The sequence below is a fragment of the Roseburia sp. AM16-25 genome (assembly GCF_003473825.1).
In the GTDB taxonomy this organism is placed as follows: Bacteria; Bacillota; Clostridia; order Lachnospirales; family Lachnospiraceae; genus Pararoseburia; species Pararoseburia lenta.
In genome coordinates, this window is record NZ_QUCW01000002.1 from 184,575 (window position 1) to 205,473 (window position 20,899).

Genomic DNA, 20,899 nt, shown 5'->3' on the forward strand with positions numbered 1-20,899 from the left:
TTTATGAATGAAAAGAATCCATTGGAAGATATCATTTTTGGACTGGATATCGGAACGCGAAATGTCGTCGGAACGGTGGGCTATCAGGCGGACGACGGCTTTCATGTGATCGCCCAGTGTGTGAGGGAACACCAGACAAGATCCATGTTGGACGGACAGATCCATGACATCGGGCGCGTGGGAGATACCATCCGTGAGGTCAAGGAGGTCTTGGAAGAAGCGATCGGGACAAGCCTGACACAGGTATGTATCGCGGCGGCTGGTCGTGTCCTGCGTACGGTGACAACACAGGTGACCTACGAATATCCGGAAGAAACGGTTGTTACGGGCGAAGACTTACATACCTTGGATCTGATGGGGATCGATCAGGCGCAGCAGGAACTGCTTGCTGAGGGCGATAACAGATACAAATTCTATTGTGTCGGTTATTCTGTCATGAAATATTATCTGAATGATGAATTGTTCTCCAGTCTGGAAGGGCATAAGGCAAACAAGATCGACGAGATCATCATTGTGACTTTCCTGCCGGAAGATGTTGTAGATGGATTGTATTCTGCGGTAGAGCGTGCAGGACTACAGGTGGCAAACCTGACCCTCGAGCCTATTGCTGCTATCAATGTGGCAATCCCAGAGAATTTTAGGATGTTAAATATCGCACTGGTGGATGTGGGCGCCGGTACTTCCGATATCTGTATCACCAGAGACGGAAGCATCATCGCCTATGGCATGATCCCGTTTGCGGGTGATGAGTTGACGGAAGTGATCGTACAGGCATATCTGGTCGACTTTGCTACCGCAGAGCAGATTAAGTTGGATTCCAGTACTTTAGACGAAGTGACCTATGAGGACATCATGGGGATCTCCCATACTGTATCTGCAGAGGAAGTATGGAAACTGACTGAGGTCGTGCGTGAGAAAATGACGACAGAAGTAGCAAACAAGATCCGCGAACTGAATGGCGATAAGTCTGTTAGTGCGGCATTTATCGTTGGTGGTGGTGGCAAGATTCACGGCTATACAGAGTCCCTTGCCAAGAAACTGGATATCGTACCGGAGCGTGTTGCCCTCCGTGGCGAGGAAGTCATGAAGAATATCATTTTTGAGCAGGAAGGCATCAAAAAGGATCCGCTGCTTGTGACACCGATCGGTATCTGCCTCAACTATTATGAGCAGAAAAACAACTTTATCATGATCCATTTCAACGGAGAAATGATGAAGTTATATGACAATGGTCATTTGACAGTCGTAGATGCCGCTATGCAGGCAGGATTTACGACAGAGGAACTATTCCCGCGCCGTGGCCGTGAAATCCATTTTACGGTCAATGGAACGCCTCGTATGGTGCGTGGCGGCGAGGGCGAGTCTGCTGTGGTCAAGATGAATGATGTGACTGTCGGTATGAATACGCCGCTTGAGTTTAACTGTTTTATTACCATAGAGCCGTCAACGGCAGGAGAGGAAGCAGTCTGCACGATCGAGGAATTGGACGAGTATGCCGGCAATACCATGGCATTTGAAGTCTGTGGCAAACATGTGATGTGTCCGAAGTTCATGGAGGTCAATGGTTCATTAGAGCCGGGCTCTTATGAGATTCAGGAGGGTGATGTGATCGAGACCCGTAGTTTTTATACCGTAGGTCAGTTGGCAGAGTTTATGGATGTGGAGGTCGACCCGGATCGTGAGATCCTGGTCAACAACCGACCGGCTACGCTGGAGTCTTTGATCTATGAGAATTTCTCGATCGACTGGACGGTACTTGCTTTTGGTGCAGCGCCGGTACAGGCAAAGGAGACAGGAAGCCAGGCGAGCAATATCTTAGATCAGTTAAAACATGCCAGCAAATACGGCTTTGGTTCTGAGGCACAGGCAGATGGCGGCACGCAGGCAGAAGCCCCTGACGAGGCAAAGCAGGCGGGCGCAGGTGCATCCGGCGGAGATAGTTCGGCAAAGGAAACCGCCGCAGAGGAAAAAGCACCTGAAGAAGCCGGGCTGCATGTAACAGTCAACCATGAACCGGTATATTTGAGTGGCAAGAGCAGTTATATTTTTGTAGACATCTTCAATGTGATCGATTTTGATGTGCACGCGGGTGGCGGCAGACCGATCGTAACGACGATCAATGGCGCGCCGTGCGGATATTCAGACGAACTTCATGAGGGGGATGATATCTTAGTTTATTGGAAAGAGTCATAAGATGGATTTTTTTAGTGTAGCCAGTGGCAGCAGTGGCAACTGCATCTGTCTGGGAAGCGATCAGTGCCACGTGATGATAGATGCCGGGATCAGCGGCAAGCGTATTGAGGAGGGAATGAATACATATGATTACACCACATCGGATATGGATGGGGTGCTGATCACACATGAACATAGTGACCATATACAGGGCTTGGGCGTGGTCGCGCGCAAATACGGACTGCCGATCTATGCGACAAAGGGGACGGCAGATGCCATCCTGCAATCATCATCGGTTGGAAAGATCGATCCGTCTTTATTTCATGTGATCGAGGCGGGCAAGACCTTTTTCATTGGAAATCTGGAGATCTATCCCATGTCGATCTCACACGATGCAGCAGATCCGGTCGCCTATCTTGTCTCAGATGGCAGACATCGTGTGGGCGTTGTGACAGATCTGGGCTATTATGATGCTGATATTGTCTCACATATGGAGGGCTTGGATGCCCTGCTGCTTGAGGCAAATCATGATATCCATATGTTGCAGGTGGGGGCTTATCCCTATCCTTTAAAGCAGCGCATCCTGGGTGAGCGGGGACATCTGTCCAATGAGACCAGCGGACAGTTATTGGGACAGATCCTTCACGATGGCATGCAGCATATTTTATTGGGACATCTGTCCAAAGAAAATAATTATGATGAACTGGCATATGAGACTGTCCGCTTAGAGATTTCCTTAGGGGATAATCCGTACCGGGGCAATGATTTCCCTATCGAGGTGGCAAAGAGGGACAGACCATCCAGTCTGATCCGGCTTTAGATAAAGACAGATTTTATTTGGCAGAAACTGAAATTGGTGTTATAGTTTATACAACTATAATCATAGATCAAAAATAAAAGGAGAATTGACATGGAGAAAAACACACAGAAAACAATTATCACAGTAGTAGGCAAAGATACCGTAGGCATTATTGCAGGAATCTGCACATACTTGGCAGAGAATGGCATCAACGTACTGGATATTTCACAGACCATCGTACAGGATTATTTTAATATGATGATGATCGTGGATTTTGCTGCATGTCAAAAACCTTTTGCAGAGTGCCAGGCAGATCTGCGTGAATTGGGAGAAAAGATTGGCGTTGATGTAAAATGTCAGCGTGAAGAGATTTTTGAAAAAATGCATAGAATCTAAAGGAGAGTATCATGATTAATTTTGGTGAAGTCAACGAGACAAACAAAATGGTAGAACAGGAAAATCTGGATGTGCGTACGATTACCATTGGTATCAGCCTTTTAGATTGTATGGATTCGGATCTGGATCAGTTAAATACCAACATCTACAATAAGATCACGACCGTAGCAAAGGATCTGGTCAAAGTCGGTAAGGAGATCGAGAACGATTATTGCATTCCGATCGTAAACAAGCGTATTTCCGTTACCCCGATCGCACTGGTTGGTTCCGCAGCATGTAAGAGCCCGGAAGATTATGTGACGATCGCAAAGACCTTGGATCGCGCGGCAAAGACCGTGGGCGTGAACTTTATCGGTGGCTATTCCGCACTGGTATCCAAGGGGATGACGCCTGCAGAGGAAAATATGATCCGTTCTATTCCACAGGCATTGGCATGCACAGATTTCGTGTGTAGTTCCGTGAATGTGGGATCTACTAAGACCGGTATCAATATGGATGCTGTCCGTCTGATGGGACAGATGGTAAAAGAAACCGCACAATATACCAAGGAACAGGATTCTCTTGGTTGTGCCAAACTGGTGGTATTTTGTAATGCACCGGATGACAATCCATTTATGGCAGGGGCTTTCCATGGTGTGACCGAGGCAGATGCTATCATCAATGTCGGTGTCAGTGGACCGGGCGTTGTAAAGACAGCCTTGGAAGCTGTGCGTGGCGAGAGTTTTGAAGTCCTTTGTGAGACCATCAAAAAGACAGCTTTTAAGGTGACGCGTGTAGGACAGTTGGTCGCACAGGAGGCATCCAAGCGTCTGGGTATTCCGTTTGGTATTATCGACCTGTCCTTAGCACCGACACCGGCGATCGGTGACAGTGTAGCAGGGATTTTAGAGGAGATCGGTCTGGAGTATGCAGGAGCACCGGGAACAACAGCAGCGCTTGCTCTTTTAAATGATCAGGTCAAGAAGGGTGGTATCATGGCATCTTCATACGTTGGTGGTTTGAGTGGTGCCTTTATTCCGGTTAGCGAAGATCAGGGTATGATCGATGCAGTTACCGCAGGTGCGCTTACATTAGAGAAGTTGGAAGCAATGACCTGTGTCTGCTCCGTAGGACTTGATATGATCGCCATTCCGGGCGATACCAAGGCAACGACGATCTCTGGTATCATCGCAGATGAGATGGCGATCGGCATGATCAACCAGAAGACGACCGCTGTTCGTCTGATCCCGGTTATTGGCAAGGGCGTAGGCGAGACCGTAGAGTTTGGTGGACTTTTGGGATATGCACCGATTATGCCGGTCAATTCGTATGGATGTGATGCCTTTGTAAACCGCAAAGGACGCATTCCGGCACCGGTACATAGTTTTAAAAACTAGAATATGTGAAAATGATGATAAAGAAAAAACGATGGATCCCGTTAGTTATATTGCTTGCCATTGTATGTGCGATACTGCTGGCTGGCTTTGCCTATAAAAAGTATAAGGGGATATTGCCGGAAGAGGATACCTCCGAACAGGCAGATGATTCTGTAACAGAAGAGGATAAGACAACATCAGACCAAACGGATACCGATAAGGAGCAAAAACAGGACGATATGGCATCTGACATGACGACCGAAGAACCTGCCGCCAATTCCCATGTGGTTGTGATCGATCCGGGACACCAGGGCAGAGGTGATTCTTCCACAGAGCCAAATGGACCGGGCTCATCCACGATGAAGGCGCGTGTGACAGGCGGTACACATGGTACGACCACAGGTGTCTATGAGTATCAGTTGACTCTTGTTATCTCCCAGCAGTTGCAGGCGGAACTGGAAAACCGGGGCTATACGGTCTATATGACACGCACATCCCATGATGTCAATATCAGCAATATGGAGCGTGCGCAGTACGCAACAAATGTAGGTGGTGAGATTGCAGTTCGCATCCATGCCAATGGGGTGGATAATGCATCTGTGAGTGGGGCGATGGCACTGGCACCGTCCTCTGCCAACCCTTATATCGCATATCTGGCAGACAGCAGTTGGAATTTGAGCAAGTGCATCTTGGATTCTTATTGTGGAGCAACCGGCATGCGCAATCAAGGTGTCAGCACCAGTGATACCATGACGGGCATCAACTGGAGTACAGTTCCGGTTACGATACTGGAAATGGGCTACATGACAAATCCGACAGATGATGTCAACATGGAAGATCCAGCCTATCAGGCACGCATGGTGCAGGGAATCGCAGACGGGATAGACGCGTATTTTGGTTTATGATAAGAATAGGAGAAGCAGGGATGGATCTTTAAAGATCTATCCCTGCTTTTTTATTGCTAACTGTCTTTGTGAAAAAATATACAAAAAAAGTAGGATATCTATACAAATCGTGTTATAATCATTCACGGATAAAATGTAGTAGAAAGGATGGAAAAATGGAAAGAATCAAGAGTTTTACTATAAATCATGATATTTTGATGCCGGGATTTTATATTTCCCGCGTCGATGGCGACATTACCACATACGATATGCGGACCAGACGACCAAATATGGGCAATTATATGTCAGATCTGACCATGCATTCTGTGGAACATATGTTTGCCACATACATTCGGAATTCCGAGATCGCGGATGATGTGGTCTATTTTGGACCTATGGGATGTCAGACCGGCTTTTATCTGCTGATCCGTAATGCGGACGATAAGCAGGTCTTTGAGATCACCAAAAAGGTCTTGCAGGAGATCCTTGACCATGAAGGACCGGTCTTTGGCGCATCGGCTGTAGAATGTGGAAATTACCGCAATCTTGACCTTGCAGCAGCCAAGGAAGAGTGCAGGACTTATCTGGAAGTTCTGAAAAAGCAGACAAATATGGAATTTACCTATCCACAATAGGAAAACAAGAGAAATGGAGTAAAGGCAATATGAAAATTGGTATTATCGGAGCAATGCAGATCGAAGTTGACAATTTAAAAGCACATATGGAAGATGTGTCAGACGAAGTTGTCAGTGGTGTTACTTTTACTAAGGGTACGATCGGTGGAAAAGAAGTGATCGCGGCGGTCTGCGGCGTTGGAAAAGTATTTGCAGCCATCTGTGCAGAGGCAATGATCCTGACTTATCATGTGGACTGTGTGATCAACATTGGTGTAGCAGGAACTTTGTGTGATGAACTGGGTGTTATGGATGTTGCCATTGCAAGCCGGGTTGTGCAGCATGACATGAACACATCAGCACTTGGAGATCCGGTTGGACTTTTATCCGGTTTAAATGAAGTATATCTGTCGGCAGACGAAAAGATTTATTCTGTTATTGAAAAATGTGTGGCAGCCAAGGGCATCAATCATAAAGTCGGCACAATAGCAACCGGTGATCTTTTCTTATCAAAGGAAAGCACCAAGAACCATCTGCACGAGCAGTTTGGTGCCATTGCAGGAGAGATGGAAGGCGGAAGTATCGGACAAGTATGTTATGTCAATCAAGTGCCATTTGCTATTTTGCGCAGTATTTCAGATGGAAAAGGCGCAGAAATGGACTATGCTACTTTTGCAGAAAAGGCAGCACAGGTTGGCATTGAAGTGATCCTTGATGTGATCGCAGAACTTGCCTAAGGCAAAAAGATAGCATAGATAGAAATAGAATACGGAGGTAACAGCATGAAAGTAGGAATTTTAGGTTATGGTAATCTGGGACGTGGTGTAGAAAGTGCGATCCGTCAGAATGATGACATGGAGTTGACCTGTATCATTACAAGACGAGATCCAAAGTCCATCACACCCGCAACGGAGGGAGTAAAAGTATATTCTGTAGACGAGATCGAAGATTTAAAAGACCAGATCGATGTACTGGTGCTCTGTGGTGGTTCCGCAACAGACCTGCCAAAACAGACACCGGAATATGCAAAGTATTTTAATGTGATCGACAGTTTTGATACACACGCAAAAATCCCGGAGCATTTTGCAGCAGTTGATAAAGTGGCAAAAGAAAATGGACATGTGGCATTGATCTCTTGTGGCTGGGATCCAGGCATGTTCTCTTTGATGCGCTTATATGGTGCCAGCGTCTTACCGGAAGGTCAGGACTATACTTTCTGGGGCAAGGGCGTTAGCCAGGGACACTCTGATGCGATCCGTCGTGTTGCAGGTGTAAAAAACGGCAAACAGTACACGATCCCGGTAGAGAGCGCTTTAGAGGCGGTTCGTGCAGGCAAGAATCCGGAACTCTCCACGCGCGAGAAACATACCAGAGAATGTTTTGTCGTACCGGAAGAAGGGGCAGATCTTGCAAAAATCGAAGAAGAGATCAAGACGATGCCAAACTATTTTGCAGATTATGATACCACGGTACATTTTATCACGGAGGAGGAATTTGCAAGAGATCATGCAGGCATCCCACACGGTGGATTTGTCTTCCGCACAGGTGTGACAGGGCTTGAAAAAGAGCACAAGCATGTAATCGAATATAGTTTGAAATTGGATTCCAATCCGGAATTTACATCTTCTGTTATCCTGGCATTTTCCAGAGCCATCTATCGTTTGTCAGAAGAAGGGGTAAGCGGATGTAAGACCGTATTTGATATTGCTCCGGCATATCTGAGCCCACTTTCTGCAGAAGAATTACGTGCACATATGTTATAAGAAGACAATGCAAAACGCCTGACGGTTTATCCGTCAGGCGTTTTTATTAAAGGAAAAAATATTAAAAAGATGTGAAATTAGCGAAATAATTTAGAAAAGAACGCCGATAGCATCTGCACAAAATTCTCCTTTTTTGCTATCAACTGATCGCAATAATCATAGCGCTCAGTTTTTACCCACTCAGGAGTAGGAGTACGAAATCCAAGTTCTGACAAACTATCAATGTAACCTACAGTAAGCATACCAAACACCTCCATCGATCTTCCTTCAACTTTTGTTGAACCTCTTTTCTGTTTACATCTATATTGTAGCACAATAAATAGAGAAGACCATGGGTTGAAATCTTGAAAAAAAGCAAGAATTTTGTGACGATAGCACAAAAAGGTGCTATACTATAGCAAGAAGTAGGAAAACGCAGGACAAAAGAGACGATCTTTGGGAGAACACAAATGGGATTTACAGTGGAAGATATGCTGATCATTGCCAGAGACAAGTATAAAATGGAATTGGTGGCAGGGCAAAATGGCTGGGCAAATTCGATCTCCTGGCTCTTGATGGTAGAAGATACGACCATTATGGAGAATTTTAAAGGCAAGGAATTGGCGGTTACCATGGGGGCGGGCTTTCGCACGGAGCAAGATCTGCTTTCCCTCGTGGAGATCTTGGACAGGCATCATGCAGCAGGACTTGTGGTAAATACCGGATATTATGTAAAGGAAATACCGGCAAGTGTGCGCGCCTACTGCAATGCCCATGATCTGCCTTTGCTACAGGTTCCCTGGGTGATCGAGATGTCCGAGATGATCAAGGATCTGACGGTGCGGATCTTTTTGCAGACGGAGACAGATGAACAGATTTCGTCTGCCTTTATCAAATCCATCGAGAGTCCACAGCGCATCGAAGAATATCGTGAAAGATTATCGGCATCCTTTGATGTAGACGGGAAATTTCAAGTCGTGCTCATTACAACGGAGGGCTTGGACAGCATGGATACGCTGGATCGCAAGAGAATTGGCTACCGTTTGCAGATTTATATGGAAAATGTATCACATAATGCACATTTCTTTTACTACAACGGCTATTTTGCCGTCATCATGAACGAAGTTAGCGAAACGCAGAAAGAAGACATCATACAGGGCTTTCTCATGCGGACGAGACACCGTATGCCGGATAAAACGATTTATTGTGGGGAAGGATCTGCCGTTTTGGATGTGGCAAATGTGCATATTTCCTTCGACAGAGCGGAATATGCCCTAAGATCAGCCATGCAAAGAAAACAGACCTTTTTACAATTTGACAAACTGGGCGTCGAGCGGATCCTGTATTCGGTAACGGATGAACTACTCATGCAGCAGATGGGGAGTCAGACATTACAGCCTCTTTTGGACTATGATGCAGGACATCATGCAGATCTTGTGGAGACACTCTTTTGTTATCTGAAAAATAATGGTAGTGTGAAAGCGGTCGCGGATGAGATGTTCATTCACAAAAATACCATCGTTTACCGTATGAGCAAGATCAAGGAATTGCTGCAGGCTGATCTGGAGTTGGGTGAGGAGCGCATGGCTTATTATCTGGCATGCCTGATCGTGAGAAAAAATCATTGACACTTTCTTTCGTGATTTCAAAGACAGAAAACGAAGATTTATCAGAAAAAAGATGAATTTTTATACGAAATGTAGAAAATGTGTACTCGTATTTTATTTGCCTGCGTTATGATATAGAAAACGAAATGCAGAGGAGGAAAAAAGATGCATGATTTAAAAGATGGCGCTGATATTGTGCAGTTGATCAAAAAGACAAAGGAGTGTGCCGGTGAAGTCATTCTTCATACAGGTGAGGGGGATAAGTTGAACTTAAAATCTACATTATCTCAGTATGTATGTGTGGCAATGGTTGCAAAGCCTGAGATTCTCTTGAGAAGTAGCATTGAATGCTCTGAGGAGGACGCAAAGATTTTGGCTGACTTTGTAGAGGCATAATCAGACACAGTGCATTAGATATCGCCCGGGGCAGAATGAAACTCCCCGGGCGGTATTTTTATGTGCAAATGCATGCTTTTTCATTTAGTGAGAAGTATGCTATAATTCAAAAATATGCTTACACTAGACGAATTTATCAAAGAATTTCATATTATGTTAAATGACCAGCAACTGGCGGCGGTGCAAGCCATAGAAGAACCGACCCTGCTCCTGGCGGTTCCGGGATCGGGCAAGACGACAGTCCTTGTGACCCGCATCGGTTATATGGTCTACTGCAAGGGGATCGCACCGGAAGAAATATTGGTCGTTACCTACAACGTTGCCGCCAAGAGCGACATGCAAAGACGCTGTAAAAAGATGTTTGGTGAGGATTTATCCATGCGCGTGGAATTTCGTACCATCAATGGCATTTGTGCAAAGGCGATTGCCATGTATAGCCGTATGGTAGGGAAGCAGGCATTTGAACTGCTGAGTGATGAGGGAGAAAAGGCGCGGATCCTTGCAGGGATCTATCAGCGGATCGAACACGATTTTCCAAGTGAGAATGACTTGTCAGACCTGGCAACCCGCATCACCTATATCAAGAACCGCATGCTGTCTAAGGAAGAAATTGCCCGTCTGAATGCAGAGTGCGACTATGATCTTGCCAAGATCTATGAGGCATACCGGCGGGAAATGCGCGCACGCAGTCTCATGGATTTTGACGACCAGTTGGTCTATGCCTACACCATGTTTCGCAGTGCCCCGGCACTCTTGGATGCCTTCTGGGATCTTTATTCTTATATCATGGTGGATGAAGCCCAGGATACCTCCAAGATCCAGCATGCCATCATAGAATTTCTGGCAGGCAGGGAGCATCATCTCTTTATGGTAGGGGATGAAGATCAGAGTATCTATGGATTTCGTGCCGCCTATCCGGAGGCACTGCTTTCCTTTGAAGACCGCTATCCGGGGGCGCGTGTCCTTTTGATGGAGACCAATTACCGGTCGGATGCCGGTATTGTCGCGGCGGCGGATGCCTTTATCCGGCAGAATTCACTGCGTCACGAAAAACATATGCGTCCTTGGCATCAGGAGGCAGGCACGATCCGTACGATCGACATAGCCCGCAGAAAAGGGCAGTATGGATATCTGCTCAAAGTGGCACGGAACCTGATGGAAAAGGATGCGGAGGATCAAAAAACGACGGCGGTACTTTATCGCGATAATGAGAGCGCACTGCCTCTGATCGATCTTTTGGAAAAGCAGGAGATCCCTTACCGCATCAAGAATGCTGAGATCTCTTTTTTCTCTCACCGCATTGTAAATGATATCAGAAATATCATCCTCTTTGCCACAGATACGACCAATACGGAACTCTTTTTGCAGATTTACTATAAATTACAGTTCTTTATCAAAAAGGCGGATGCGGAAGCCATCTGCGCCCAGGCAAAAAGAGAGGAGATCAGTGTCTTTGATGCGGCACTTTCTTATTATGGCGAGGGCGATTGGACGGCAGGAAAAGTCAAAGCTATGCGCACCCATATGGCAAATATGATGCGGGAGCCCGCAGATAAGGCACTGTTCCGTATCCTAAATCCCATGGGATATCTGGACTATGTCGAGCGTTCCAGATTAAAAAATACCAAGACGGAGATCTTACAGATGCTAGCACAGGGAGAAAGATCACCTTTGGCATTGGTAGAACGGCTGGATGCATTGGCAGAGATCCTGCGCAATAAGGAAGATGATAAAGAGGCAAAACTGGTCTTATCCACGATACACTCCAGCAAGGGCTTGGAATATGACACTGTCTATCTTCTGGATGTGGCGGATGGGATCTTCCCGGAGACAGTCCTGACATCTTACCGCAGTGCTGACAAAGAGGAGATTGCGGCGTATGAGGAAGAAAGAAGGCTCTTTTATGTGGGGGTCACGCGGGCAAAAGAAAATCTGATCCTCTTTCATGCAAAGACCAAATCGACTTTTTTAGAGCAGTTTCTGCCGGATCTGCGTGGAAGTGAGGCGGAGGCAGAACATATAGCCAAAAGACCCAATCCAAAGAAAACAAGTCTACAGGCAGATGGACAAAAGGCACTGGCGCGTTTTGCGTCCAGCAGAGAGTCCTATTCCAAGCAGGGCATCATCCCTACCGTGCATCCGGGCGACATCGTGCTCCATAGCAAATACGGCAGGGGCGAGGTAGGAGCCCTTTTGGAAAAATCAGGAAAGATCCGTGTGTCTTTTGATGGCATCAACAAGACCTTTGCTTACCCCGGGGGCTTTTTGAACGGCAATCTGGTCGTGGAGGAGGACGAACTATAGTATATCAGGAAGGTCGCAGGCACTTTTTCTTCCATAAATTCGGTAAAATTTGCAAAAAGTTCTGCCTGGATCTTCTCTGCAACCGCATATTTATCGGCAAAATGATTACGATCCAATAGAGTAGAGAAATCCTTGAAAAATGTGAAAATAGTGTTATCATAGTTATAGATGACTAATTCGGGGGGAAATGGATTAGGAGCAGCAGGAATATGTGAGATCATAGGCGATCTTTGGGTGTTCCTGCTGTTTTCGTACTATTTTTTACATAAGATGAGGAAGGAAACAAACGGTATCATGGAAAGGTTTGAACCGGAAATCGAGGCATGCGTTGCAGAGGTAAAAGAGAGATTTCCAATGATCTTTACCCCTTTGTATCGGCAGTTTCGCAGATATTGCGAAAAGTTGTTTGAGTATGCGGCGAGAGAACAGTCTGATTATCTCTTCGCGCTTGCGTATTTTTACATGATGGAGTATTATGCCTCGGACAATGACTGTGTCAACGCGATCAGTTGTGGGCATGAGGGCATCAAATACCAGTTGGCAACGCAAGAGTATGAGTTGGTGGCACGGACATACAATGTACTTGGTGTATGCAATTTTGTCATGGGAAATTTTACCAAGGCGGTCGATTATTATTTATCCAGCATTGATTACAGCAAGGAATATCGTTTCGCGCAGATCCATGGGATGGCAGCATCCAATCTGGCAGATCTTTTCCGCTACAACAATATCTACGAGAGAGCCATGTTCTATTATGCAGAGGCTGAGGAGTACATCATAAAGAGCGGGGAAGCGGAGACCAAGGAAACGACCTTTAATAATATGAACTGCATGCTTTGTAATAAGGGCTACTGCCTTTTGAACATCGGCAAGATCGATGAGGCGACTGAATGCGGTGAGCGCATCATAGACAATATTTACAAGAACCCGGATATTCCTTATGTCCAGTTTGGCGTACACACCTTTTTGGCGACTCTCTATCTGGCGCGTGATGAGCGGAGCAAGGCAGAGTTTCATCTTGGCATGGCGCAAAAGGATTTCCACCAGAGTGATAATTACACGGATTATCTGGATGATATCCGCGCCTATATTCAGGTATATATAGATCTGGAACAGTACGATGAAGTGACAAGGATCCTCAATTATTTCATCAAAAAGTGCGAGCAGGACAATGCGTCTTTCTTTATCTATAGTATGTTTATGGAAAAACGTATCCGTTGTGCCGCTATCCTAAAGGACCAGGTCGGCTATCTGGAATATACCAAGCGTTTTCTGGAAAGTTACTGGGAGCGTGGCATCTACAATCTGGAAGCCGTCGTGCAGGCGGAGAGTGCGCACAATGAGCACAAGCGCATCATGCATATGCAAAAGGAGATCACAGAGCAGAATGAAAAACTCATGATCAAGTCCAACCATGATGCCTTGACTGGACTGCCCAACCGTGCTTATTGGCACAGTTATGCAGAAGATGCGTTGGCAAAGGCGATCCGCAATGGTACGACTTTTGGCGTTGAGATCTTGGATATTGATTTCTTCAAATCGGTCAATGATACTTACGGACATATCGATGGCGATCATTATTTGGTGCATGTGGCAGATGCTCTCAGCAGTCTGGTGCAGGAAAATGAGGATGTATTTGCCGCACGTTACGGCGGGGATGAATTTGTCCTTGTCTATACCGGCAAGACAGACGAGGAGATCTGTCAGATGATGGCACATCTCAAAAGCAATATGGAGCGTATCGCACTGCCGGGCACAAGCCCTGTGGGCGTAGATTATATCACCTTATCGCAAGGATGTTGTCACTGCGTGCCGGAGACAAAGAACCGTTTGTGGGATTATCTGGCAACGGCGGACAAACTCCTGTATCAGGTCAAAAAAGACGGCAAGAATAATTATAAAGTAGGACGTTGGATAACAGAGTAGTTTCTGACAAAAAGAAGGCGGTCCCTTATTTGGGATCGCCTTTTGTTAATGTATTATGCAATAATTTTAACCAGTTGGTCGGACCCATGGCAATAGCACTTGCCGGTTTTTTGATATGCAGTGCATGACGACCGGCAGGCTTCCAGGTTGGAAGATGGTCTGTATTTGGATCGCCTGTTTTGGCAAAAGCAACGATATAGGAGATCATTGCCTCAGAGACCTTGGTATCCTCGGCGTCGTAAGGTCGGTGGGATGCGTTCAGGGTTCCAAAGACATAACGAAGGTCGCTGGAATGGAAAGCACCATTATGGTCATTGCCGGGAGCATCAATGTCAAAGTAGTAAAGATAGGCGTGATTTGTCTTGGCATATTTGTGGGAGATATGTCCCATGATGATGGCATACATATCATTATTGGTGTAGCCCAGCATGTAGTCGATCGGCAGAGGGTGATCGATCAGAGTATCCACAGGTGCGCTGATCAGATAGCCGTCCACGACCGGCATGGTGTTGTAGGTGTTGTCCTTGCGACGGGATTTCAGTTCCTCGATCGTGGTAAAGATGGTCTTGGTATCTAAGACCTTTAGTTCATCTAAGGTTGAAACACCGGCGGTCGCCATCAGATCTTCCCAGTATTCATGGGTGTTTTCCGATGGGCGTGGCAGGGCAAATTTCGGGAACATGCCGCCACCGGATAACATGATGGCACGCTGGTAAAGTCCCTGGCATTTTGGACTGAGGCTTAAGTACTGGATGGAAATAGCACCGGCACTCTGTCCCATGACAGTGATGTTGTTGGCATTGCCCTTGTAATCAGCGATGTTTGCCTTGATCCATTGCAGGGCGGTGAACTGATCGTCGAGTCCAAAGTTGCCGTCACGTCCGTATTTTTCCCGGATGTCTGAATGTGTCAGATAACCAAAGATGCTGACACGGTAGTGGATCGATACAAAAACAATGCCGCGTCTGGCATAGGCAGCACCGTCGATCGCACTGTCATAATTGGCACCGGAATCAAAGCCGCCTCCGTGGATAAAGACCAGTACCGGGAAAGGTCCGTCGCCGGCAGGGGAAAAGATGTTGAGGTTCAGGCAATCCTCGTCATAGTGGAAGGTCTGCCCCTGACGGAATTCATTGTGATAGAAAAGCCGTTCCGGGATTTCTAAATGTTCGTAAAAAGTGCGGTTCTGCGGACATACATTGCCGTAATGGGTGGCATCGTAAACGTCGTCCCAGTGTTCTACCGGCTCGGCATAGGCAAAACGCTCGGCGCTTGCGTAGCGGATACCAAGGTATTTATCGTAGCCGTCGCAGTGGATGCCACGGATCTGACCGCATTTGGTCTGGGTTGTGATAAAGTTCTCCATAATCGTCTCCTTATTTATACTCCTAAATTTGGATCTGTCTGTATTCTAGCACGAAAAGCCCAGTGTGGACAGGATTTTTTAAAAGAATTAAAAAATGTTAAAAAATTGCACAAAGTAACTTGCCATATGGAAAGAAACGTAGTAAAATATAATAAATTAAATGAGTTAAATAATACAACTCGCGACATTATATTATTACAAAAAAGGAGAGTTATAATGGGGGAACAAAAAACACATGGTCTGACGACCAAGGAGAAAATGGCATATGCCTGCGGTGACTTTGGCGGGGTTTTGACTTTTTCTCTGATTTCATCTTTTTTAACAATGTTTTATACGGATTGCCTACATATTCCGTTGGCACAGATTACCATTCTGATGTTTGTGGCAAGAATTTGGGATGCAATCAATGATCCGCTCTGGGGGGGCTTTATCGATTCCAGAAAGCCGACAAAGTGGGGGCGCTTCCGTCCTTATGTTATGTGGGCATCCATCCCACTGGCAGTAGCAGCGGTACTGATGTTTGTCAAGATTCCCGGACTGACGACCAACCAGTATCTGATCTACGCATATGTGACTTACATCTTATATGGTATGATGTACACAGGTGTCAACATCCCTTACGGATCTTTGGCATCCGTTATGACCGATGATCCGATGGAGCGTTCGTCTCTTTCTGTATGGCGTTCCGTAGGTGCAGGATTTGGTAATATCCCATCCATGATCTTACTGCCGCTTTTGGTATATTCTACTGTGATCGGTGCAGATGGTACCGAAACAAAGGTCTTAGATCCGACCAAGTTAGGATTTGCCGTACTTTGTATCGCAGTGGTATCTATTGGTATTTACAGCCTGCATTTTAGAAATGTAAAGGAACGTATCACAGTTCCGCCAAAGCAGAAGCAGGAAGGTATGCATGTATTCCGTACCGTTGGGGATCTTTTTAAGAACCCGCCGTTCATTTTTCTATGTCTGGTATCCATGCTTTTGATCGCATTCCAGATGTACACACAGACGACTTACAACTACCTCTTCCTGAACTTCTATGAGAAGCCGGGACTTTACAGTTTTGTGACCGTTTGTACTTATGTACCGATGGCATTGTTCTTACCGATCATTGGTAAGTTAGTCCGCAAGTTTGGTAAAAAGGAGATCTGTGCATTTGGTCTTGCTTTTGCCGCTGTTGTAAACTTTATCATGTATTTCCTCAAGTTTACACCGATGGTAAACAACCCATATGTCTTTATGATCCTCTTATTCTTCTCAGGCGCAGGACAGACATTCCTGACACTGGAAGTATGGGCATTGGTTATGGATGTTATCGATTACCATGAACTTCTTTCCGGCAGACGTGAAGAAGGTACATCTTATGCATTGTATTCTTTCACCAGAAAGTTAGGTCAGACCTTAGCAGGTGTTGGTGTACCGATCTTACTTGCAGTGATCGGCTACAATGTAGATGCAAGCAAGCAGTCAGCAGAAGTTGTTGCAAAATTATATGATATGGCAACACTGGTTCCGGCGATCGTGCTTTTGGTTATGTTCTTATTACTGACATTTGGCTATAAACTTTCAAAAGAAAAACTGGTTGATGTCTACGCAGAACTTGCAAAGCGCAGAGAGCAGGAAAATTAATAAATCTTTTTTGAGGGGCAGTCCCGAGTGAGGTATCTCACTCGGGACTTTTTGAGTGTAGAAGGGAAAGCGAGGAAGGGGGAGGTATTAGCCGGTCTGCCCCTATCACCTCCCCCCCCTTCCTCGCTTTCCTTACCGCCATATTTATGCCATCGACTTGACAGCCTCATCTCCTTTGGTTATACTAGCACGAGTAATACACAAAATATCAAAAGTGAGGTATAAATACCATGATTAAGATAATTACAGATTCCGGATCGGATATTTTACAGGAAGAATGTGACAAGGTGCGGGTCCTTCCCTTACATGTTTCTTTCGGAGAAGAACATTACCGTGATGGCGTTGATCTTTTACACGAGACCTTTTATGAAAAACTGATCGAGACTGATGTTTTGCCAAAGACCAGCCAGATCAGTCCTTATGAATTTATGGAGGCTTATCGGCAGGAACTGGATGCTGATGCATCGGCAGGAGAGGGACAGATGAGCGACAAGCAGATCCTTGTTATCACGCTTTCCTCCAAGTTATCCGGTACTTACCAGAGCGCCTGTATCGCGGCAGAGGAATTTGAAGGTCAGGTCTATGTCGTAGACAGTGAAAACGTCACGGTGGGACAAAAATGCCTTGTCATGCGTGCGGTAGAACTGGTCGAGGCTGATTATGGAATAGATGAGATCGTAGGGATTTTGGAGGAGGAAAAGAAACAGATCCAACTGATCGCATTATTGGATACGCTGGAATACCTGAAAAAGGGTGGACGGATCTCGGCAGCATCTGCTGCACTTGGTAATGCATTATCGATCAAGCCGGTTGTGGGAGTAGGTGCAGGAGAAATCCTTGTACTTGGAAAAGCGCACGGATCAAAGAATGGAAAGAACCTGCTGATGCAGCGGACCAAGCAGGCGGGAGGAATTGATTTTTCACGTCCTTTTTATTTAGGATATACCGGGCTTTCGGATAAGTTGATCTGCAAGTATATCGAGGATAGTCGTATGCTTTGGGAAAAGGCACACACAAAAGAGGAATTGCCGATCGTTTCCGTCGGGGCGGCGATCGGTACCCATGCAGGACCGGGAGCGATCGCGCTGGCATTTTTCGCACCGCAATAAAAAAGAATGTGCCAAAGCACATTCTTTTTATACATAATTTTTACGCCTCGGTAGGGGCTTCCATATTCTTTGGCAAAACAAGATTTAAAATGATGGAAACGATAAATACGACGGCAACGCAGTTTTCTGCAAACACGGTCTGGATGATCTGCGGGAAAATAGCAAAGATTTCCGGTACCTGTGTAAAGCCGATGCCGACACTGAGTGAGAGTGCGGCGATCGTGATATTTCGCTGTGTAAAACCGGCTTTGCCCATCATTTGCAGACCGCTGATGACAATGTTACCAAACATCATCAGGGTACAACCGCCAAGTACGGCATCTGGCAGTGTGGCAAGCACAGAACCAAAGATCGGGAAGATACCGGCAAGGATCATGATCACAGCACCGGTAGCAATGGCAAAGCGGTTGACAACTTTTGTCATAGCGACCAGACCAACGTTCTGGCTGAAAGATGTGATTGGCATACAGCCGAAAAGACCGGAGAGTGCACTGATGAAACCGTCGCAGGCGATGGAGCCGGAGGTCTCTTTTAAAGTGGCTTCGCGGTTCAGACCGGAAGCGGCAAGTGCGGAGGTATCGCCGATCGTCTCGGTAGCGGACACCAAAAAGATCAGGGTCGTTGAAATAATGGCGTTGATATTAAACTCCGGCTTGAATGGCATGAGTGACGGGAAAGCAATGATCGCTGTGTTCTGCAGAGAAGAAAAATCAACTGCGCCCATAGCAATGGCAATCAGATAACCAACCACAAGTCCGAACAAAACAGATAACTGTTTGAAATAAGATTTCGCAAAAATATTAAATAGGATACAACATAAAAGTGTGATGCTTCCTAAGATCCAGTTTGTAGCGGAACCGAATGTTTCGCTGCCACTGCCACCGCCGAAAGAAGATGCTCCGACAGAAAGCAGGGAAAAGCCGATAGCGGTCACGACGGTCGAAGATACGATCGGTGTGATCAGTTTGATCCAGTATTTTGCCAGCAGTCCGAGAATACCTTCGATGATACCACCGACAATGACGGCTCCGACAATGGCATTATAGCCATAGGCGACGCCCAGATAGGTAAAGACAGAAACAAAGGTAAAACTGATCCCCATGACGATCGGAAGACCGGATCCAACCTTGTGGAAGATCGGGAACAACTGGATCAGTGTACCAATACCGGCGATCAGCATAGCTGACTGGATGAGCATGGCGGTATCCTGGGAAGAAAGTCCGCTGGCTCCGGCAACGATAAAGATCGGTGCGATATTGGATACAAACATGGCAAGAATGTGTTGCAGACCAAATGGTACTGCCTGCTTTACGGAAATCTTGCCATCAAGATGGTATAAATTTTCAATAGACGGGGTTTCTTTTGTAGATGTCATTTCTTATTATATATGGAACAATTCCATACAAGTCCTTTCTCTTAGTGTATTTGTTTGCTTATCCTACTGCTGACGAAAGACGATCTCTCCGCTTGTAGCGTCCATGCTCTCCACGATGGCGAGGGATTCCAGATGGAAACCGAGATTGCGAATGATGCGTCCGCCGTTCTGGAAGCCCTTTTCAACAGCGATACCGATGCCTTCTACGGTTCCGCCGGCTTCGTTGACAATGGAGATGAGTCCCTGCAGGGCACAGCCATTTGCCAAAAAGTCGTCGATGATCAGCACATGGTCATCCGACCCCAAAAACTTGCGGGAAACAATGACGTTGTTCTTACATTTATGTGTGAAAGATTCGACCTCTGCCTTATAGACGTCGCCGTCGATGTTGATGCTCTTGGATTTTTTCGCAAATACGACCGGTACGTTAAAATGTCTTGCAACAATACAGGCGATACCGATACCGGATGCCTCGATGGTCACGATCTTATTGATATTTGCGTCGGCAAAGCGTTTCTTGAATTCAGCACCCATTTCATCAAAGAGGGCAATGTCCATCTGGTGATTCAAAAAACTGTCAACCTTTAGGACATTGCCTTCTTTTACAATTCCGTCTTTCACGATTCGTTCTTCTAAAAAGTTCATGATATCTTTTGTTCCTCCTGTTATGAACATTTTACAATTTTTTTGCTAAAAACAGACTATCAAAAAAAAGAGGAAAAAACAATCATTTTACAAAAATGCCTTCAACTGATTGCGCAGTTCTTCCTCGGCAGAAATGATCTTGCGGCAAAGATCTTTGATCTCGTCCCCGGCGCGTTCATATTCGTTCAAATATTTACGCAGGGACTTGATGCCCATGTCACAACCGTCTGTGAGCAGGTCGGCGATGGTGGTGTCCTCGGCATCCAGTGCAATCTTGAGATTGGTGGAAAGGTAGGACATGCCGGAGAGGAGGGGATTCGGCGCGTCGCTTTCCTGCCCGTATTTTTGCAAGAGGGACTGTATTTTATCCTTCAGGTTCTCATGCGTATTTCTGCTTTTTTCTAAGACGGAGCGAAACCGGTCGTCACTGATCTTATCTGCCACCTGATGCATGGCAGAAAGCCCCATCTGTATGCCTTTGTCACATTCATGTAAGAGTTCGATGCTATCCTGTGAAATATTTTCTTGATCCATTTGATTATCCTCCAAAAAAATCTGTGATTTGTGTTATACTAAG

General features: G+C 46.0%; 19 protein-coding genes. 14 read left to right on the forward strand and 5 right to left on the reverse strand.

Annotated elements, in window-relative coordinates; all coding sequences use genetic code 11:
- The first annotated feature begins 3 nt into the window (after positions 1 to 3).
- The 8 genes from DW183_RS04765 (at position 4) to DW183_RS04800 (ending at position 7,983) form a co-directional block, all read left to right on the forward strand.
- Positions 4 to 2,193 carry a cell division FtsA domain-containing protein gene (locus DW183_RS04765; protein ID WP_118280876.1) on the forward strand — a complete coding sequence of 730 codons (2,190 nt, stop codon included), beginning with the start codon at positions 4 to 6 and terminating at the stop codon, positions 2,191 to 2,193.
- Between the two features lies 1 nt (position 2,194).
- Positions 2,195 to 2,992, forward strand: a complete 798-nt coding sequence (locus tag DW183_RS04770) for an MBL fold metallo-hydrolase (RefSeq protein ID WP_118280877.1) — start codon at positions 2,195 to 2,197, stop codon at positions 2,990 to 2,992.
- 90 nt (positions 2,993 to 3,082) lie between these two features.
- Positions 3,083 to 3,367 carry an ACT domain-containing protein gene (locus DW183_RS04775; RefSeq protein WP_118280878.1) on the forward strand — a complete coding sequence of 95 codons (285 nt, stop codon included), beginning with the start codon at positions 3,083 to 3,085 and terminating at the stop codon, positions 3,365 to 3,367.
- A gap of 11 nt (positions 3,368 to 3,378) precedes the next feature.
- Positions 3,379 to 4,743 carry a PFL family protein gene (locus DW183_RS04780; protein ID WP_118280879.1) on the forward strand — a complete coding sequence of 455 codons (1,365 nt, stop codon included), beginning with the start codon at positions 3,379 to 3,381 and terminating at the stop codon, positions 4,741 to 4,743.
- A gap of 11 nt (positions 4,744 to 4,754) precedes the next feature.
- Entirely contained in the window at positions 4,755 to 5,627 is an 873-nt protein-coding gene (locus DW183_RS04785; RefSeq protein ID WP_118280880.1) for an N-acetylmuramoyl-L-alanine amidase, read from the forward strand.
- A 155-nt stretch (positions 5,628 to 5,782) separates the two neighbouring features.
- Positions 5,783 to 6,241 carry an S-ribosylhomocysteine lyase gene (locus tag DW183_RS04790; RefSeq protein ID WP_118280881.1) on the forward strand — a complete coding sequence of 153 codons (459 nt, stop codon included), beginning with the start codon at positions 5,783 to 5,785 and terminating at the stop codon, positions 6,239 to 6,241.
- Between the two features lie 29 nt (positions 6,242 to 6,270).
- Positions 6,271 to 6,957 (forward strand): 5'-methylthioadenosine/adenosylhomocysteine nucleosidase, encoded by a 687-nt coding sequence (locus tag DW183_RS04795; RefSeq protein WP_118280882.1) that lies wholly within the window; start codon positions 6,271 to 6,273, stop codon positions 6,955 to 6,957.
- Positions 6,958 to 7,002: 45 nt separating this feature from the next.
- Positions 7,003 to 7,983: a diaminopimelate dehydrogenase gene (locus DW183_RS04800; protein ID WP_118280883.1), complete on the forward strand. Its 981-nt coding sequence runs from the start codon at positions 7,003 to 7,005 to the stop codon at positions 7,981 to 7,983.
- A gap of 77 nt (positions 7,984 to 8,060) precedes the next feature.
- Here the strand turns inward: DW183_RS04800 and DW183_RS12425 are convergent, their stop codons facing one another.
- Positions 8,061 to 8,225, reverse strand: coding sequence for a hypothetical protein (locus tag DW183_RS12425; RefSeq protein WP_158573020.1), 165 nt, complete (start codon positions 8,223 to 8,225; stop codon positions 8,061 to 8,063).
- 207 nt (positions 8,226 to 8,432) lie between these two features.
- Here DW183_RS12425 and DW183_RS04810 point away from each other — a divergent pair, with 207 nt between their 5' ends.
- From DW183_RS04810 to DW183_RS04825, 4 genes are all read left to right on the forward strand, one after another.
- On the forward strand, positions 8,433 to 9,590 hold the full coding sequence (locus DW183_RS04810) for a PucR family transcriptional regulator (RefSeq protein WP_118280885.1): 1,158 nt from the start codon (positions 8,433 to 8,435) through the stop codon (positions 9,588 to 9,590).
- Between the two features lie 144 nt (positions 9,591 to 9,734).
- A complete protein-coding gene (locus DW183_RS04815; RefSeq protein ID WP_118280886.1) occupies positions 9,735 to 9,965 on the forward strand; it encodes a polya polymerase in 231 nt (76 codons plus the stop codon).
- A gap of 114 nt (positions 9,966 to 10,079) precedes the next feature.
- Positions 10,080 to 12,269: an ATP-dependent helicase gene (locus DW183_RS04820; RefSeq protein ID WP_118280887.1), complete on the forward strand. Its 2,190-nt coding sequence runs from the start codon at positions 10,080 to 10,082 to the stop codon at positions 12,267 to 12,269.
- A 294-nt stretch (positions 12,270 to 12,563) separates the two neighbouring features.
- Positions 12,564 to 14,195: a tetratricopeptide repeat-containing diguanylate cyclase gene (locus DW183_RS04825; RefSeq protein ID WP_158573021.1), complete on the forward strand. Its 1,632-nt coding sequence runs from the start codon at positions 12,564 to 12,566 to the stop codon at positions 14,193 to 14,195.
- Positions 14,196 to 14,220: 25 nt separating this feature from the next.
- Here DW183_RS04825 and DW183_RS04830 read toward each other — a convergent pair whose 3' ends face one another.
- On the reverse strand, positions 14,221 to 15,561 hold the full coding sequence (locus DW183_RS04830) for a carboxylesterase family protein (protein WP_118280889.1): 1,341 nt from the start codon (positions 15,559 to 15,561) through the stop codon (positions 14,221 to 14,223).
- 216 nt (positions 15,562 to 15,777) lie between these two features.
- Between DW183_RS04830 and DW183_RS04835 the strand changes: the two genes are divergently transcribed.
- Both DW183_RS04835 and DW183_RS04840 read left to right on the forward strand, forming a co-directional pair.
- Positions 15,778 to 17,193, forward strand: a complete 1,416-nt coding sequence (locus DW183_RS04835) for an MFS transporter (RefSeq protein ID WP_158573022.1) — start codon at positions 15,778 to 15,780, stop codon at positions 17,191 to 17,193.
- A gap of 230 nt (positions 17,194 to 17,423) precedes the next feature.
- Positions 17,424 to 18,302, forward strand: coding sequence for a DegV family protein (locus tag DW183_RS04840; protein WP_118280891.1), 879 nt, complete (start codon positions 17,424 to 17,426; stop codon positions 18,300 to 18,302).
- A gap of 40 nt (positions 18,303 to 18,342) precedes the next feature.
- On the opposite strand, the gene DW183_RS04845 is transcribed toward DW183_RS04840, so the two are convergent.
- From DW183_RS04845 to DW183_RS04855, 3 genes are all read right to left on the reverse strand, one after another.
- Positions 18,343 to 19,677, reverse strand: coding sequence for a uracil-xanthine permease family protein (locus tag DW183_RS04845; protein WP_118280892.1), 1,335 nt, complete (start codon positions 19,675 to 19,677; stop codon positions 18,343 to 18,345).
- Between the two features lie 63 nt (positions 19,678 to 19,740).
- Positions 19,741 to 20,322, reverse strand: a complete 582-nt coding sequence (locus DW183_RS04850) for a xanthine phosphoribosyltransferase (RefSeq protein ID WP_118280893.1) — start codon at positions 20,320 to 20,322, stop codon at positions 19,741 to 19,743.
- An 87-nt stretch (positions 20,323 to 20,409) separates the two neighbouring features.
- Positions 20,410 to 20,856 carry a DUF2383 domain-containing protein gene (locus DW183_RS04855; RefSeq protein WP_118280894.1) on the reverse strand — a complete coding sequence of 149 codons (447 nt, stop codon included), beginning with the start codon at positions 20,854 to 20,856 and terminating at the stop codon, positions 20,410 to 20,412.
- Between the last annotated feature and the right edge of the window lie 43 nt (positions 20,857 to 20,899).